General features: G+C 59.6%; 12 protein-coding genes. 4 read left to right on the top strand and 8 right to left on the bottom strand.

The annotated features are described in order from the left end of the window. The first annotated feature begins 46 nt into the window (after positions 1 to 46). Positions 47 to 1,531: a 2-methylcitrate dehydratase gene (gene prpD / locus GIW48_RS08375; protein WP_236460264.1), complete on the top strand. Its 1,485-nt coding sequence runs from the start codon at positions 47 to 49 to the stop codon at positions 1,529 to 1,531. 161 nt (positions 1,532 to 1,692) lie between these two features. Here prpD and GIW48_RS08370 read toward each other — a convergent pair whose 3' ends face one another. Both GIW48_RS08370 and GIW48_RS08365 read right to left on the bottom strand, forming a co-directional pair. Further along, positions 1,693 to 3,015, bottom strand: coding sequence for an ABC transporter ATP-binding protein (locus tag GIW48_RS08370; protein WP_236460265.1), 1,323 nt, complete (start codon positions 3,013 to 3,015; stop codon positions 1,693 to 1,695). 14 nt (positions 3,016 to 3,029) lie between these two features. Continuing rightward, a complete protein-coding gene (locus GIW48_RS08365; protein ID WP_099548794.1) occupies positions 3,030 to 4,775 on the bottom strand; it encodes an ABC transporter permease in 1,746 nt (581 codons plus the stop codon). Positions 4,776 to 5,165: 390 nt separating this feature from the next. Between GIW48_RS08365 and GIW48_RS08360 the strand changes: the two genes are divergently transcribed. Then, positions 5,166 to 6,014 carry a hypothetical protein gene (locus GIW48_RS08360; RefSeq protein ID WP_138449327.1) on the top strand — a complete coding sequence of 283 codons (849 nt, stop codon included), beginning with the start codon at positions 5,166 to 5,168 and terminating at the stop codon, positions 6,012 to 6,014. 62 nt (positions 6,015 to 6,076) lie between these two features. Here GIW48_RS08360 and GIW48_RS08355 read toward each other — a convergent pair whose 3' ends face one another. The 5 genes from GIW48_RS08355 to GIW48_RS08335 are packed head-to-tail and all read right to left on the bottom strand — an operon-like array spanning position 6,077 to position 11,562. After that, positions 6,077 to 6,808 carry an alanyl-tRNA editing protein gene (locus GIW48_RS08355; RefSeq protein ID WP_099548796.1) on the bottom strand — a complete coding sequence of 244 codons (732 nt, stop codon included), beginning with the start codon at positions 6,806 to 6,808 and terminating at the stop codon, positions 6,077 to 6,079. A gap of 2 nt (positions 6,809 to 6,810) precedes the next feature. Next, on the bottom strand, positions 6,811 to 7,803 hold the full coding sequence (locus GIW48_RS08350) for a serine O-acetyltransferase (protein ID WP_017134751.1): 993 nt from the start codon (positions 7,801 to 7,803) through the stop codon (positions 6,811 to 6,813). 37 nt (positions 7,804 to 7,840) lie between these two features. Then, entirely contained in the window at positions 7,841 to 8,755 is a 915-nt protein-coding gene (locus tag GIW48_RS08345) for a PLP-dependent cysteine synthase family protein (RefSeq protein ID WP_017134752.1), read from the bottom strand. A gap of 15 nt (positions 8,756 to 8,770) precedes the next feature. After that, the gene (gene moeB, locus GIW48_RS08340; RefSeq protein ID WP_236460266.1) at positions 8,771 to 10,633 is read right to left on the bottom strand and encodes a molybdopterin-synthase adenylyltransferase MoeB; all 1,863 of its coding nucleotides are present in this window, start codon (positions 10,631 to 10,633) and stop codon (positions 8,771 to 8,773) included. 35 nt (positions 10,634 to 10,668) lie between these two features. After that, positions 10,669 to 11,562: a DMT family transporter gene (locus tag GIW48_RS08335; RefSeq protein WP_017134754.1), complete on the bottom strand. Its 894-nt coding sequence runs from the start codon at positions 11,560 to 11,562 to the stop codon at positions 10,669 to 10,671. A gap of 160 nt (positions 11,563 to 11,722) precedes the next feature. Between GIW48_RS08335 and GIW48_RS08330 the strand changes: the two genes are divergently transcribed. Further along, entirely contained in the window at positions 11,723 to 13,147 is a 1,425-nt protein-coding gene (locus GIW48_RS08330; protein ID WP_099548997.1) for an aminotransferase-like domain-containing protein, read from the top strand. A gap of 178 nt (positions 13,148 to 13,325) precedes the next feature. Here the strand turns inward: GIW48_RS08330 and ppsR are convergent, their stop codons facing one another. Next, positions 13,326 to 14,144, bottom strand: a complete 819-nt coding sequence (gene ppsR, locus GIW48_RS08325; RefSeq protein WP_003193298.1) for a posphoenolpyruvate synthetase regulatory kinase/phosphorylase PpsR — start codon at positions 14,142 to 14,144, stop codon at positions 13,326 to 13,328. A 178-nt stretch (positions 14,145 to 14,322) separates the two neighbouring features. Between ppsR and ppsA the strand changes: the two genes are divergently transcribed. Further along, positions 14,323 to 16,698: a phosphoenolpyruvate synthase gene (gene ppsA, locus GIW48_RS08320; protein ID WP_017134756.1), complete on the top strand. Its 2,376-nt coding sequence runs from the start codon at positions 14,323 to 14,325 to the stop codon at positions 16,696 to 16,698. The last annotated feature ends 60 nt before the right edge of the window (positions 16,699 to 16,758 follow it).

The following is a 16,758-nucleotide window of genomic DNA, read 5'->3' as shown; positions in this document are numbered from 1 at the left end:
AACCGTAAGCCCGAGGACTAACCCCAACCCACTTTGGAGTACTGCCATGAGCGTCAACGTCGACCAGAATAACCGCCCCGACTACGACCAGGTCCTGCAGGACATTGCCGACTACGTCCTCAATTACCGCATCGATTCCCGCGACGCGTTGGACACTGCACGCAATTGCCTGATGGACACCCTCGGTTGCGGCCTGCTGGCCCTGCGCTTCCCCGAGTGCACCAAGCACCTGGGGCCGCTGGTGGAAGGCACCGTCGTGCCGTTCGGCGCGCGTGTGCCGGGCACTTCATTGCGTCTGGACCCGGTCAAAGCCGCCTGGGACATCGGCTGCATCGTGCGCTGGCTCGACTACAACGACACTTGGCTCGCCGCCGAATGGGGCCACCCTTCGGATAACCTCGGCGGCATCCTCGCCGTGGCCGATCACCTGTCGCAAAAACGCGTGGCCAGCGGCGATGCGCCACTGACCGTGCGTGCGGTGCTGGAAGCGATGATCATGGCCCACGAAATCCAGGGCGTGATTGCCCTGGAAAATTCCTTCAACCGCGTCGGCCTCGACCATGTGTTACTGGTGAAAGTCGCCTCCACGGCGGTCACCGCGAAGCTGATGGGCGCCAACCGTGAACAGCTGCTGTCGGCGTTGTCCCACGCGTTTGTCGATGGACAGGCGCTGCGCACCTATCGCCATGCGCCGAATGCCGGCTCGCGCAAATCCTGGGCGGCCGGGGATGCATCGAGCCGTGGCGTACGCCTGGCGGATATCGCGCTGCGCGGCGAGATGGGCATCCCCGGTGTGCTGAGCGCGCCGCAATGGGGTTTTTATGACGTGCTGTTCAGCCACACCAATAAAGACCTGGCGCTTAAGCCTGAGGACAAGCGCGCGTTCAGCCTGTCCCAGCCTTATGGCACCTATGTGATGGAAAACGTGCTGTTCAAGATCAGCTTCCCGGCCGAGTTCCACGCGCAAACAGCCTGTGAAGCGGCCGTGACCTTGCACCCGTTGGTCAAGGATCGTCTGCATGAAATCGAACGCATTGTGATCACCACCCACGAGTCGGCGATTCGCATCATTTCCAAGGTCGGGAAACTGGCCAACGCTGCCGACCGCGACCACTGCCTGCAGTACATGACTGCGGTGCCGTTGGCGTTCGGTAATCTGGTGGCCGAGCAGTACGAGGATGAATTCCACGCGGCGCACCCGATCATCGATGAGCTGCGCGAAAAGATGGAGGTCGTTGAGGACTTGCGCTACAGCCGCGAATACCTGGAGGCCGACAAGCGCTCTATCGCCAATGCCGTGCAGGTGTTTTTCAAGGATGGCACCCACACTGAGCAGGTCGCGGTGGAATACCCGATTGGGCATCGCCGCCGTCGGGTGGATGGCATTCCATTGCTGGAGGACAAGTTTAAAGCCAACCTGGCCACGCGGTTTACCGCGCAGCGCAGTGGCGAGATTTTTGCGTTGTGCAAGGATCAGGCGCGGCTTGAGGCTACGCCGGCGAATCGGTTTGTGGACCTGTTTGTGATCTGACAAACACCAAAAAGCTAACGGGGGAGCTAGCTTGTGTGGGAGCTGGCTTGCCTGCGATAGCATCACCTCGGTACTTCAGAAACACCGAGTCGCCTGCATCGCAGGCAAGCCAGCTCCCACAAAAGCCAGCTCCCACAAAAAGCCCGCTCCCACTTGGTCCATTACATACTGCCTTCCACATCATCCAGGCTGAATGTCTCGGTATGGTCGTCATAGGAGAAAATCTCCGCATAACGCCCCCACGCCACCACGCTTTCCAGGGTTTTCTCCACAAAGGCTTCGGTCATCGAGTCTTCCAGCTCCTGCTCAAAACGCACCCGTGGCGCACGGTGCCCGCTGCGCTCAAGCAACACTTGATGAATCCGCGCGGCCAGGGGCACGTGTTTGATCAAGTGCTCGGCGAACAGGGTTTTGCGCTCTTGCGTGCCGTAGTCGGCGAACAGCTTGCCGGCCTCGGTGAGGGTGATGTCCGCGCCCTTGAGTTCAGCGAAACCCAAATGCTCGAGCATCTCGGCCACCGGGAACAGGTCATCGACTTCCAGCAAGCGCCGTTCGGCCACGGTCGGCAAGCCGGCGTGGCCGTTGTAAGGCTCGGCGGCCAGGGTTTCGATCAGGCCGGCCATCAGGTTGGTGGATACCTCCGGCAGCAGGCTGCCCATTTTCAGCTCGGGTATTCCACGGCTGGCATCGGCGCTGCGTCGGTCGGTCATCAGTGCGTAGATGTCGTCGACCATTTGCCGGAACGTCGGGTCCAGGCGGTTGCGCGGGTGCGCGAACGGCACCTTGATCTCGGCCACCACGCGGCCGGGGTTGGATGACAGCACCAGAATACGGTCGCACATCAGCACCGCTTCTTCGATGTTGTGGGTCACGATCAGGATCGACTTGATCGGCAGCTGTTTGCCGCTCCACAGGTCGAGCAAGTCAGTGCGCAACGTCTCGGCGGTGAGCACGTCAAGGGCCGAGAAGGGCTCGTCCATCAGCAACAGCGTCGGGTTGACCACCAGGCCACGGGCAAACCCCACGCGCTGGCGCATGCCGCCGGAGAGTTCGCGCGGGTAAGCGTTTTCAAACCCGTCGAGGCCGATCAAGTCGATGGCGGCCAAGGCGCGCCGGCGGGTTTCCTTGCGCTCGACTTGCAAGGCTTGCAGGCCGGCTTCGACGTTTTCCAGCACGGTAAGCCAGGGGAACAGGGCAAAGGTCTGGAACACCATGGCCACACCTTCGGCCGGGCCGTTGAGCGGCGCGCCGTTGTAGCGAACTTCGCCGGATGATGGCTGGATCAGCCCGGCGATGATGCGCAGCAAGGTGGATTTACCCGAGCCGGAACGGCCAAGCATGCCGACGATCTCACCCTCGTGCAGGCTCAGGTCGACGCCGCTGAGCACTTGCAGCTCGTCTTTACCTTTGCCGAACACCCGGTTGACGTTTTTCAGCGAGTAGATTTTCGGGGTATCGGCAGTGTTTTCGGTGTAGGTAGTCATCACGGCGAATCCCATCAATTCAGACGAAGTTTGTTTTCAGCGATGGCGTACATCGGCCGCCAGACTGCGCGGTTGAACGCCACCACGAAGATCGACATCACCACCACGCCCAGGGCAATTTTCGGGAAATCGCCGGCCGCGGTGGTTTGCGCGATGTAGGCGCCCAGCCCATGGGCGACCACATTGTCCTGGCCCCAGGACACGTACTCGGACACGATGCTGGCGTTCCAGGCACCGCCCGAGGCGGTAATGGCGCCGGTGACGTAATAGGGGAAGATCCCCGGCAGCATCACCTTGCGCCACCACAGCCAGCCACGGATGCGGAAGTTGGCGGCGGCTTCCTTGAAGTCATTGGGGAAGGCACTGGCGCCGGCAATCACGTTGAACAGGATGTACCACTGGGTGCCCAGCACGATCAGCGGGCTCAGCCAGATATCCGGGTTGAGGTTGTAGTGCAGGATCACGATCACAAACACCGGGAACAGCAGGTTCGCCGGGAAAGCCGCGAGAAACTGTGCCAGCGGCTGGATTTTTTCCGCCAGTGCAGGGCGCAAGCCGATCATTACGCCTAAAGGCACCCAGATCAGCGAGGCGATCAGAATCAGCCCGGCCACGCGTAGCAAGGTGATCAGGCCCAGTACAAACACGTGGCCGACTTCGGCGAAGGTCACTTCGGTGCCGACGTATTGCACGATGTGGTACAGCGCATACGCGGCCAGCAACGCAATCAACGTGCCCCACACCCAGTCGATCACTTTTGACGCCGCCGGTGTTTCTGCCGGCAACGCCTTGAGCGCACCGCCCGCCAGGCTGAAGCGTTTGTTGCCGATCCGGCTGAAGGTGCGGGTAATAGGGCGCAGACTGCGTTGCACGATGCGCGTGCGCTGGATCAGGTTCAGCAGCCAGGATTGTGGCGCAGCGCCCTGGGACGCGGTGGTTTCCATGCGGAACTTGTCAGCCCAGGCCACCAACGGGCGGAACAGCAACTGGTCGTACAGTAGGATCACCACAATCATCGCCAAAATCACGTAACCCACGGCGTGCAGGTCTTTCTGGGCGATCGCCAAGGCCAGGTACGAACCTACGCCCGGCAGGGTGATGGTCTTGTCGCCGACGGTGATGGCTTCGGAGGCAACCACGAAGAACCAGCCGCCGGACATGCTCATCATCATGTTCCACACCAGCCCCGGCATGGCGAACGGCACATCGAGCTTCCAGAACTTCTGCCAGCCGGAAAGCCGCAGGTTGGTCGACACCTCTACCAAATCGTGGGGCAGCATGCGCAGCGACTGATAGAAGCTGAACGTCATGTTCCAGGCCTGGCTGGTGAAGATCGCAAAGATCGCCGCGAGTTCGGCGCCGAGCACGCGCCCAGGGAACAGCAGCAGGAAGAACGTCACCGTGAATGAGATGTAGCCGAGCACTGGCACCGATTGCAGGATATCGAGCACCGGCACCAGCAGCTTTTCAGCACGTCGGCTTTTGGCGGCCAGGGTGCCGTACAGCAGGGTAAAAACCAGCGCCGCGACCATGGCCGCGAGCATGCGCATCGTGGTGCGCATCGCGTATTCCGGCAGGTTGGCCGGGTCGAGGGAGATGACTTCACTTTGCAACGTGGCGATGGGCGCCCAGGTTTCCCGCGCGGTAAGGGAGAAAAACAGCAGAAAGCCGATCACCAGCGGCAGCGCGACCAGGTCCCAGCGGTTGGGCAGTAAGCGCAGGGTGGATGCCGGCAGGTAATCGCGGAACACTTTGTTCATAGGCATTCAGTCCTGCAGCGTTCAGATTCAGGGGCGTAATGGGAGTGAGCTTAGCTGCTGCACGAATGCCCCACCGGGAGGGACGGGCGCTGTTTTCGTGAGTCAGGGGCAACGATGCATTGCTGGCGGGATTGTACGTTTCTGAATGTTACAAGCACATAAATTTGCTGTCAGTTTCCTGTACGAACTGCGGCTTGGGCACCGGTTTTGCCTGCGTTGATCAACCTTCAGGAAAAGACTGATTGAGCTGCCGACATAATTAGCTACCCACACATCCTGTATCCCGGGAACCGCTTTCAGATAAATGCCAATCAATGGGTCAGATCACTTGCCGCAGCAAGTCTCTGCCAACCCACAACTCAGCACTGTCTGGATTTGAGAAAGCACCCTATGAATAGCGTAAATACCCGGCCACAAACGAACTCCCCAACGGGCTACGAGGCGTCGCAATATTCGCAGCCCCTTCGTCAGAAAAACATGGCCGATACCTCAACGGGTGTCGACACACAGGGCGATGCTGCAGCTCCTCGGCCGCCCGTGACGGCAGAGCAACGCGGTCAGTTTTCGAGCCACAACACCCTCGTTAACCAGCCGCAATTGCATAAGGTCGGCCCACAGGCTGAGACCCTGGAGTTGTTGGGTAAAAATAACCAGCTCCTGATCGACTTCAAGGCGTTTATCACCGAGTGCCAGGAGAAAATCGTCAATCTTAAAAACGATATTGTCGAACTGCGTGAGCAACTGAGTGCTCCATGCAAAGACACCGACGAGGCCCCCGTAGAACTGCCTCAAACACCTCAAGAGTCGGTTAAGCAGGTTGTTCAAGACGCTCGGACAACTGAAGTTGCCCAGGATCAAGAGCTTGAGGAGGCGCTCAAGCTAAATACGCAGTTGCGCGATGATATCGGCGAGCTCATGCAGCAGATGAAAGAGGCCTTTGAAGCGTTGGGCAAGGAGCTTAAAAGTATGACTGAGCACGTCAAGACGATGACCAAACCTGAAACCCAGGCGCCAACGGCGCCAGCGGATAAGTCCATTATGACCACCAGCGATGAGCCGGCAGATCCGACCAACGAGTCACCCACGCAGGCACTGCCCACCGCTGATCAATTCAGGGTGGACAACGCTAATATCGAAGCGGGTATTGCTGAGATGAAGTCCTACTACAGCACACAAATTTCATTGCTTGAGGAACAGGTTCAAGTGTTGAAAAAGCACCTTGACGAGGCGAAGCAGTAAGGCTTGGCTTCACTTCGGCAAGCGTGGGTCTCCAGCGCCCACGCTTGGCCGACTCGCGTACTTTATCCCTCAAACCGCAGGATCACCCGGCGGTTATGCTTGCTCTTCTTCTCGATTTTTTCGCAGAACACCCGGCCGATTTCTTCGGTATTGATCACGTGGGTGCCACCGCACGGCTGGATATCGATCCCGGCGATTTCTATTACCCGCACCGAGCCCTGGATGACCGGTGGCGCCACCGCCTGGGTGCGGGTGATCTGCAGCAGGGTCGAGTATTCCGAGGCGGGCATCGACAGGGTCTTCACGGCATGGGCTTGTTCGATCAAGGCATTAAGGTCGCGGGTGATGCTGTCCTTGTCGAGGGTCATTTCCGGTAAATCGAAATCCAGGCGGCCTTTGTCTGCGCTGATGCTGCAGCCGGTGACGGGCGCATCAATGATCGAGCACAGCAGGTGCAGGCAGGTGTGCATCTTCATGTGCTGGTAGCGCCGTTCCCAATCCAGGCCGGCATCCACCTGCACGCCCGCCGCCAATTGCTCGGGGCAGTGTTCAACCTGGTGCCAGATGATCGAGCGCAACACCGGGTCGCGCACGGTGCCGGTCACGTTGACCCGCGTGCCGTCGGCCAGGGTCAGGTGCCCGGTGTCGCCCGGTTGCCCACCGCCGGTGGGGTAGAACAGCGTGTGTTCCAGGGCAATGCCTTGTTCACTGACGGCAATCACCCGGGCGCTGAAGGCGTTCTGGTAGGGCGCGCTGTCAAACAGCGCCAGGGTTTCCATGGTATGCACGGACATGTTCAACCTCCGACGATCAGTGGGCTGGCTTGCAGCAGGTGACGCACCATTGCGCTTAAGCCAGGCGGGGAGAGCAGGGTGATCTCAAATTCGGGGCCACAGACTTTCAGGTTCAGCGGCAAGCGTGGCAGATGGTCGCCGGTATCCAGGCGACGCAGACGAAACTGCAAATGATGGCGCTCCTTCACCGTGGGCTCCAGCAGCAGCCCCTGCAAAGGGTGAAAGTCGGCATCCAGCACCGTGACCTTGTGGCTGGCGCTGACTTCGCCAACCACGTGCAAACGCTCATCCAGCGCGAAAGCCCCCAGGTAATTGCTGTGATCCGATTCGGCATTCTTTTGTAATTGGATCTGGTTGACCACCTTGACCTTGGTGCCCGCCGGCACATCCTGGGTGATCACACACGAAGGGCTGATAAACACGTTGTCGCCAATCAGCACATAGCCCAGCACACGGGCGCCGGAGCCGACCTCGACGTTATTGCCCAGGCGCGGGTGGCGTTTGCCGTCCGGGTTGTTGGCAATGCCTCGGGCGCCGAGGGTCACGCCGCAGAGGATGTAGCAATCATTACCGATCTCGCAGGTTTCGCCGATCACGGTGCCGAAGCCGTGATCCAGCACAAAGCGCCGGCCAATGCGGGCTGCGGGGTGGATTTCGGCGCCGGAGAGGATTTTGCCCTGGTTGCTGAGCTTGAGAGCCATGCGTGAAAACACACCGTTGGCCGGGTCGGGAAAATTCCACACTAAGTGTGCCAGCCGGTAGAACAGCACTGCCTTGAACGACGCGTAGGATTCCAGGATCAGTTCGCCACGCCCACGGGACGCCGGGTCGCGATAGGCATAGGCAATCAAGTCCTCTGCCACGGCCTGGGCGGCGTTCTGGATCAATGGCGCCAAATGCGGCTCCAACTGCTTCATCTGCGCAGGCGTCAGGGTCTGGATGAGGTGAGTGAGCAACTCATCGTGCAGCTGTTGCATGTCGATAAAGCCCCCCATGGAGGCACCCCCACAGTCTGGATGGTTGAAAAACCGATTATTCGAAATTGGGCAGGTAGCTATCGGCATTGTCGTAGACCATGGTCAACACCACCGTTTCAGGCGGGAGTTCGGGAGCGAGTTGGGCAATGGCAACCATGTTGGCGGCCGAAGACAAACCCAAGCTGATGGCGTCGGTGCGCATGATGCGTTTCATCATGTCGAGGCACGCCAGGCGTGAGACCTTGAGCATGCCGTCCAGTACACCCACGTTAAGAATGCTCGGGATCAAGCCGATCGACAGGCCCTGAATATGGTGCGGCGCGTGCTGGTCCTTGAGCAGGTCGCACTCTTCCGGTTCCACACCCATGATGCGCATCGCGGGCCAGGCTGCCTTGAGGGTTTCGCCGATGCCGGTGATATGGCCACCGGTGCCGATGCCGCTGACGAAGTAGTCCACCCGCTGCTCGCCGAAGGCGCGGAGGATTTCCGGTGCGGTGGTGTCGCGGTGAGTCTGCGGGTTGGCGCCATTACGCTGCTGGTTGAGCATCACGAAGTTGGGGTTTTCCAACTGCAGTTCCATGCACTTTTCGCCGTGGGAGTTGTTGCCCAGACGGCTGTCCGACAGCACCACCTTGGCGCCGTATAAACGCAGCAGTTTCTGTTTTTCGGGGCTGTAGTTGTCAGGGATCACCAGCACCACTTTGTAGCCCAGCACATTGCCGGCCATCACCAGGCCAATGCCGGTATTGCCGCCGCTGGGCTCGATGATGGTTTGCCCGCAGTTGCGAATCAGCACGCCTCGGCGTTCTGCGTCGAGGATCATGCCCAGGGCAATACGCGCCTTGTGGCTGCCGCCAGGGTTGAGGGATTCGAGCTTGGCGTAGACCTCGATGCCGAGGTCTTCGGAAAACTGCGCCAGGCGCACGATCGGCGTATGGCCGATCACGTCGAGAATGGAGTTATGCAACATCGCTCAGCCCCCGGATCAGTACAAAGGCATGTCGGGTTCGACGTCGCGAACCCAATGTTTCATGCCGCCCTGCAGGACTTTGGTATTGGCGAAGCCGGCGGCCAGCAGGGTGCCGGCCGCTTGCTCGGCGCGGGTTCCGGCGTAGCAGATCAGGTAATGGGTATTGTCGCGGCTGAGGCTGTCCAACTGCCCATCCAGTTCGGCCAGGGGGATATGCACCACGCCCGGCAATTTGCACACCTCCAGCTCGCTGGCGTCGCGCACATCCAGCAGCACGTCGGCGCTGCGTGGGTGTTCGAGCAGTTGCTTGAGCACGCGTGGTTTGATGTAGCGCTCCTCGGCCAACGCGGGCTGGCTCGGGAGGGCGTCCGCGCAAACGGCTGGCGCGACGCTTTCGCTGTGGCGCAGGTCTGAGCAGCATGGGCAGTCGGCACGGCGTTTGAAGCGGATCTCGCTGAACTTCATGGCCAGCGCGTCGAAGCGCATCAGGCGGCCCGACAGCGGTTCGCCGATGCCGATGAGTAATTTAATCGCTTCGGTGGCCTGGATCATCCCGACCACACCCGGCAGCACACCGATCACGCCCCCGGCGCTGCAATTGGGTGCCAACTCGGCCGGCGGTGCTGAAGGAAACAGGCAGCGGTAGCACGGCCCGCCTTTGTAGTTGAGCACGCTGATCTGCCCATCGAAGCGGTAGATGGCGCCGTACACCAGTGGCTTGCTCAGCTGCACACAGGCATCGTTGACCAGGTAGCGGGTGTCGAAGTTGTCAGTGCCGTCGATCACCAGGTCATAAGCGCCGACCAGCTCCAACGCATTGTCGGCGTTGAGAGCGGTGTCGTGGGCATTGATCTGGATATGGCTGTTGAGGTCTTGCAGCCGCCGCTTGGCCGACTCGACCTTGGGCATGCCCAAGGTGCTGTTGCCGTGCACGATCTGGCGTTGCAGGTTGCTGCTCTCGACCACGTCGAAATCCACCAGGCCCAGGGTGCCGATGCCGGCTGCCGCGAGGTACAGGCTGATGGGCGAACCCAGGCCGCCGGTGCCGATGATCAGTACCTTGGCTTTTTTCAGGTTCAACTGGCCTTCCCGGCCGACGCCGGGCAGGGTGATGTGGCGTACGTAGCGCTGCACTTCTTCGTTGCTCAGTTGGTCGACGTCCATGCCACCGGAGGTGGCCAGCAGCACTTCGATTTTGGCTTTTTCCGGCAACTGCTCATCGGCGCCGATCAGTTCTTCCTCGGCGGTGAACAGGAAGTGTTCCTTGAGCTGGTTGTTCTTTTCATGAAACAGGTGCGTGCGCAGTTGTGGGTGGCTGCTGCAGAGGTTTTCAATGACTTCGCGCAATGTCGATCCAGTGCCCTCAAGGGTCGATTCCGGCAGCTTGGCCACGCGAACCAGAATATCGGGGAAAGAGACAGCGTTCATGGACAACTCCGTGTGCAGGTCGTTGAAGGGTTTAAGGGCGAATTGCTTGCCATCCCAGGCAAACAGCTTTGAGCCCAGGGCCTGGCCCTGGCGCACGTCCACCACCAGGTAGCTGACGGGGTGGATCGGCTCACCCAGGAACAGTGCCTTGTCCTGGTCTTCATCACTGAAATAGGCGCCGACGTCCGGGTGGGAGTGGTAGATCACCACCACCGGGTTGTCGCTGCGAAACGCCTTGTTCATCAGCAGGGTGTCGGCCACCGAAAAGGTATAGCCATTGGCCGCGCTGCGCGGGTACATCTCGGGGTTCTTGTGGTGCAGCTCATTCTGGATATTGTTGCCCAGGTACACACTGCCATCGGCGAAGACAAAACCGCAGCATTCTTCCGGGTAGCTGCGGCTGGCATGGGCATAGATCTGTTCCAGAGCGGTGGGGCGGAGGACTTCCATGTTTCTCTCGCGTTGTTGTAGTTGTGGTTTAAGGGTCAATTTTTCTTGGCCAGGAGTTTTTCAACTGGCAACTTGGTGATCGCAAAGCCGGCCAGCAGGATGGCCGAGTACAGCATCAGGTCACGGGAAATTTCCACGCCCTCGTACCAGGCGCCGATGATCACCGCGAACACCGGGAAGATGATGAACACGAATGACAAAATGATCGGGCTCAAACGTTTGAGCAACATGAAGTACACGATAAACCCGCCCACCGACGCGACCAATCCCAAGTAGAACAAGGCACTCCATGAACGCAGGGTGATGTTTTCGAACGTCGGTGTTTCAAACCACAGGCCGGCCACGAACAGCATCAACCCGGCGATGCCGATGGGCAATGTGTTGTAGGTAATCACGCTGATGGCGCTGCCTTTTTGCTTGGTGATGACGTAGCACAAGGCATGCATGATCGCGGCGGTCAGAATTGCCAGCACGCCGAAGAATTCGGCGTGGTCCAGGTGCAGGCCCTGGCTCTTGATGATCATGTAGAGGCTGCCGAAACCGATGCCGATGCCGACCACCTGGGAAAAGTAGATGCGCTCGCGCAAAAACAGCGCGGAAAAAATCAGGATGAACACCGGCATGCAGCTGAACAGCAGCGCGGTGAGGCCGGACGACACATGCATCTCGCCGTAGTTGAGCAAGTAATAGGGAACGCTGAAGTACGACAGGGTCACAAATACGAAGAACCAGCGGCTTTCGCGCGGGAACAGGATCGGCTCGCGGCGCACCAGGGCAAAACACAGGAACAGCGGGAATGCGATCAGAAAGCGCAGCCCGGCGGACGTCAGCGGCGGCACGCTTTCGACGGCGATTTTGATGCCCAGCCAGGTGGTGCCCCAACTCAGGCACACGATGAGAAACATCACGCTGGTGACCAGACCGGCCAACCACTGTTTCTGATTTTTTGTTTTTGTAGTGTTTTCAAGAACGGCGGACATTGGCATCGTTTATTGCTTCCCTGAGCCGGAATTGAACTCTATATTGACTGTGTATTAAGTTGTTTCATCCGGTGATTGAACCCGTAAAAGCACACTATTAGGGCGAATGATGGCTGTCAAAACAAATATTGACATGGTGTCAATTATGCGTGAGGGGTTGTCCAGCGGTCAGGGCGTCAAGTACAAACGCCTGTCCGATGTGATGGAGCGGGGCATCCTTGAAGGCTTGATTGAGCCGGGGCGCAAACTGCCGCCCCATCGGGTTCTTTCCGATAACCTTGGCGTGACCATCGGCACCATCAGCCGAGCCTACGGCGAGCTGGAACGCCTGGGGTTAGTGGTGGCGCGTGTCGGTGACGGCACCTTCGTGCGCAAGCGTGGGATGGAGCGCCAGCGTGATGAAGGCTTTCGTAACGTCAGCGAAGAGCCGCGCCAGTACTTCGACATGAGCCGCAACATGCACATTCCCGGGCAAGAGACGGTGTTTCTGGCCCAGAGCTTCCAAACCTTGTCGACCAACGCCAAATTCCTCCAGGACATCAGCGCCTATACGCCGGATGCCGGTTTGCCGCGCTACCGCGAGGCCGGTGCGCAATGGCTGGTGCAGCGCGATTTTCATCCGATTCCCGAGCAGGTCATCTGCGTCAACGGCGGCCAGCATGGCCTGCTCTGCGCCATGATGGCGTTGCTGCGGGCGGGGGATACGGTGGTCACTGAGCAACTGACTTACCCAGGGCTTATCACCGCCGCACGTATGCTCGGTGTACGGCTGATCGGCCTGGAGATGGATGACGAAGGCGTGCTGCCGGGTGCGCTGGATGAAGTCTGTCGTAATCACCGGGTTTCGGCGCTGTACTGCACCCCGACGATCCAGAACCCGACCACGGCCGTGCTGTCGGTCGCACGCCGGGAAGCGCTGGCCAAGGTGTGCCGCGAGCATAATCTGTTGATTCTGGAAGACGAAGCCCACGGCGTGTTGGTGGAAGATCGCCCGCCACCGCTGAGCTTTTTCGCGCCCGAGCGTACGATTTTGATCAGCAGCCTGAGCAAGGCGGTGTCTGCCGGGCTGCGGGTGGGGTATGTGCATGCGCCACCGGCATTGGTCAGCCGGATTTCGGCGGCCTTGCGCTCGACCTGCTGGATGGCTACGCCGGTGACGCTGGAGCTGGCGACGCAATGGATCGAAAACGGCACGGCGGAATACCTGCTGCGCCAGCAAATCAACGAAATCAGCCGGCGCAAGGCTCTGGTGCGCGACCTTTTGGTCGGTTTGGAATACCGCACTCACCTCAACAGCCCGCACTTCTGGATTGAAGTGCCGGAGCCTTGGCGTGCGTCGGAAATCGAGGCGGAGCTCAAGCAGAATAATTACCTGATCGCCACCGCAGAGGCGTTTGCCGTAGGGCAGACGGCGGTGCCGCAGTTTATTCGGGCGAGTATCTGTAATACGTCAGGCGATGATCAGTTGCTGCGTGAGGGCTTTGATGCGCTGGCCACCGCGTTGGGGCAGGGCGGTGACAGGTTTCAGCTGTAGGCAGGTTTACCGCGTTATCGTTCATCGCAGGCAAGCCAGCTCCCACATTTGGAATGCATTCCCCTGTGGGAGCTGGCTTGCTGGGGCCAGTTCAGGTCTCCACCAGAATCTCCCCCATTTGGAATGCATTCCCTTGTGGGAGCTGGCTTGCCTGCGATGGCGCCCGTGCAGGCACCCACTATTTGAAGCGGCGCTCCACACCTTTTTCCACCAGAATCTTCGCCGAAATCTCTTCCACCGAAAAATGCGTGGAATTGATGTGCGCAATATTCTCGCGACGGAACAGATTTTCCACTTCGCGCACCTCGAACTCGCACTGGGCATAGCTGGAGTAGCGGCTGTTGGGCTTGCGCTCGTTGCGGATGGCGGTAAGACGGTCCGGGTCGATGGTGAGGCCGAACAGCTTGTGCGAATGCGCACGCAGGGCGGCAGGCAGCGTCAGGTGCTCCATGTCGTCTTCGGTGAGCGGGTAGTTGGCTGCGCGGATACCGAATTGCATGGCCATGTACAGGCAGGTCGGGGTCTTGCCGCAGCGAGACACGCCCACCAGGATCAGGTCAGCCTTGTCATAGTAGTGGGTGCGGGCGCCGTCATCGTTGTCGAGGGCGAAGTTCACCGCCTCGATACGCTCCATATAGTTGGAGTTGTGGCCAATGGAATGGGACTTGCCCACGGAGTAGGAGGAATGTTCACTCAGCTCCTGTTCCAATGGCGCCAGGAACGTAGAGAAGATGTCGATCATGAAACCATTGGAGGTTGCCAGGATCTCACGAATGTCTTGATTGACGATGGTGTCGAAAATGATCGGGCGAAAACCGTCTTTTTCAGCCGCCAGATTGATTTGTTGTACCATGGCCCGCGCTTTATCCACGCTGTCTATATAAGGCCGCGTGAATTTGGCGAAGGTAATGTTTTCGAACTGCGCGAGCAGGCTCTGACCCAATGTTTCGGCTGTGATGCCGGTGCCGTCGGAGATAAAGAAAGCAGATCGTTTCATTTGAGCCCTGGGCCTTAAGCTGATGGCGAATCTTGGATATGATAGGCGCGATTTTGCCGTCCCGCAGTGGGCCGCATTCTCACTTATTTTCCAGGTCCAGGCCACAAGCGCTGGCGTTTGCTCCTACTGAGCCGCCGGCGTCCTGAGCTTTTCCAACACAGAAAGTGGAGAGATCACCTTGGTAGAGTACGTAGTTTCCCTCGATAAGCTCGGCGTCCATGATGTAGAGCATGTGGGGGGCAAGAACGCATCCCTCGGCGAGATGATCAGTAATCTTGCAGGCGCTGGTGTGTCGGTGCCCGGTGGTTTCGCCACCACGGCCCAGGCTTACCGCGATTTCCTCGAGCTGAGCGGCCTCAACGCCCAGATCCACGCCGCGCTGGACGCCCTGGACGTCGATGACGTCAATGCCCTGGCGAAAACCGGCAGCCAGATCCGCCAATGGATCATGGACGCCGAGTTCCCCGAGAAGCTCAACGAAGAAATCCGTACCGCCTTCGCAGTACTGTCGGCCGGCAACCCGGACATGGCAGTTGCCGTGCGCTCCTCGGCCACCGCCGAAGACTTGCCGGACGCCTCTTTTGCTGGCCAGCAGGAAACTTTCCTGAACATCCGCGGCGTTGAAAACGTGATCCGCGCCGCCAAGGAAGTGTTTGCCTCGCTGTTCAATGACCGCGCTATTTCCTACCGCGTACACCAGGGTTTCGACCACAAGCTGGTGGCCTTGTCTGCCGGTGTGCAGCGCATGGTGCGTTCGGAAACCGGCACCGCCGGCGTGATGTTCACCCTGGACACCGAATCCGGTTTCCGTGACGTGGTGTTTATCACCGGCGCCTACGGCCTGGGCGAAACCGTCGTACAAGGCGCGGTTAACCCGGACGAGTTCTACGTCCACAAACACACCCTTGAGGCCGGCCGCCCGGCCATCTTGCGCCGCAACCTGGGCAGCAAGGCCATCAAGATGATCTACGGCGACGAGGCCAAGGCCGGTCGCTCGGTGAAAACCGTTGAAGTCGACAAGGCCGAGCGCGCGCGTTTCTGCCTGACCGACGCTGAAGTCAGCGAATTGGCCAAACAAGCGATGATCATCGAAAAGCACTACAAGTGCCCGATGGACATCGAGTGGGCCAAGGACGGTGATGACGGCAAGCTGTACATCGTGCAAGCGCGTCCGGAAACCGTGAAGAGCCGCACTTCGGCCAATGTGATGGAACGCTACCTGTTGAAAGAAACCGGCACTGTGCTGGTGGAAGGCCGTGCCATTGGCCAGCGCATCGGCGCCGGCAAAGTGCGGATCATCAAGGACGTGTCTGAAATGGACAAAGTCCAGCCCGGTGACGTGCTGGTCTCCGACATGACCGACCCGGACTGGGAACCCGTGATGAAGCGCGCCAGCGCCATCGTCACCAACCGTGGCGGGCGTACCTGCCACGCGGCGATCATTGCCCGTGAGTTGGGGATTCCCGCAGTCGTCGGTTGCGGCAACGCCACCCAACTGTTGAAAGACGGCCAGGGTGTGACCGTGTCCTGTGCCGAAGGCGACACTGGCTTCATCTTTGAAGGTGAACTGGGCTTCGATATCAAGCAAAACTCCATCGATGCGATGCCGGACCTGCCGTTCAAGATCATGATGAACGTCGGCAACCCCGACCGTGCGTTCGATTTCGCGCAGTTGCCGAACGCCGGTGTGGGCTTGGCCCGCCTCGAGTTCATCATCAACCGCATGATCGGCGTACACCCTAAGGCGCTGTTGAATTACGACGGCCTGCCGCTGGAAATCAAGGAAAGCGTCGACAAGCGCATCGCCGGCTACAACGATCCAGTGGGTTTCTACGTCGAGAAGCTGGTGGAAGGCATCAGCACCCTGGCGGCGGCGTTCTACCCGAAAAAGGTCATCGTGCGCCTGTCGGACTTCAAGTCCAACGAGTACGCCAACCTGATCGGCGGCAAGCTCTACGAGCCCGAAGAAGAAAACCCGATGCTGGGCTTTCGTGGCGCTTCGCGTTACATCAGCGAAGCCTTCCGTGACTGCTTCGAACTCGAATGCCGTGCCCTCAAGCGCGTGCGCAACGAGATGGGCCTGACCAACGTCGAGATCATGGTGCCGTTTGTACGGACCCTGGGCGAAGCGAGCCAAGTCGTCGACCTGCTGGCTGAAAACGGCTTGTCCCGCGGCGAGAATGGCCTGCGCGTGATCATGATGTGCGAACTGCCGTCCAACGCCATCCTGGCCGAGGAGTTCCTGGAGTTCTTCGACGGCTTCTCCATCGGGTCCAACGACCTGACCCAGTTGACCCTGGGCCTGGACCGTGACTCGGGGATCATCGCGCACCTGTTTGATGAGCGTAACCCTGCGGTCAAGAAGCTGCTGGCCAACGCCATTCAGGCCTGCAACAAGGCCGGCAAGTACATCGGTATCTGCGGCCAAGGCCCTTCCGACCACCCGGACCTGGCCAAATGGCTGATGGAACAGGGTATCGAGAGCGTCTCGCTGAACCCCGACTCCGTGCTGGAAACCTGGTTCTTCCTGGCGGAAGGCCAAGCGTCCGCTTAAGGGCGTGACGTCAAAAGTGCCGGTCACCCAGCCTGGGTGACCGGCATTCTTATCTGTACA

It is taken from the genome of Pseudomonas sp. PA-6-3C, assembly GCF_021605825.1.
Taxonomy (GTDB): Bacteria; Pseudomonadota; Gammaproteobacteria; order Pseudomonadales; family Pseudomonadaceae; genus Aquipseudomonas; species Aquipseudomonas edaphica.
Note: the sequence above shows the minus strand (reverse complement) of the source record. Positions and strands in the feature narration are given on the sequence as shown.

Coding starts and splice junctions, on each gene's coding strand:
- GIW48_RS08330 (WP_099548997.1), top strand. CDS start 11,723: ATGGCTGTCAAAACAAATATTGACATGGTGTCAATTATGCGTGAGGGG.
- GIW48_RS08360 (WP_138449327.1), top strand. CDS start 5,166: ATGAATAGCGTAAATACCCGGCCACAAACGAACTCCCCAACGGGCTAC.
- GIW48_RS08345 (WP_017134752.1), bottom strand. CDS start 8,755: ATGTTGCATAACTCCATTCTCGACGTGATCGGCCATACGCCGATCGTG.
- prpD (WP_236460264.1), top strand. CDS start 47: ATGAGCGTCAACGTCGACCAGAATAACCGCCCCGACTACGACCAGGTC.
- GIW48_RS08350 (WP_017134751.1), bottom strand. CDS start 7,803: ATGGGGGGCTTTATCGACATGCAACAGCTGCACGATGAGTTGCTCACT.
- ppsR (WP_003193298.1), bottom strand. CDS start 14,144: ATGAAACGATCTGCTTTCTTTATCTCCGACGGCACCGGCATCACAGCC.
- GIW48_RS08365 (WP_099548794.1), bottom strand. CDS start 4,775: ATGAACAAAGTGTTCCGCGATTACCTGCCGGCATCCACCCTGCGCTTA.
- GIW48_RS08355 (WP_099548796.1), bottom strand. CDS start 6,808: ATGTCCGTGCATACCATGGAAACCCTGGCGCTGTTTGACAGCGCGCCC.
- moeB (WP_236460266.1), bottom strand. CDS start 10,633: ATGGAAGTCCTCCGCCCCACCGCTCTGGAACAGATCTATGCCCATGCC.
- GIW48_RS08370 (WP_236460265.1), bottom strand. CDS start 3,015: ATGACTACCTACACCGAAAACACTGCCGATACCCCGAAAATCTACTCG.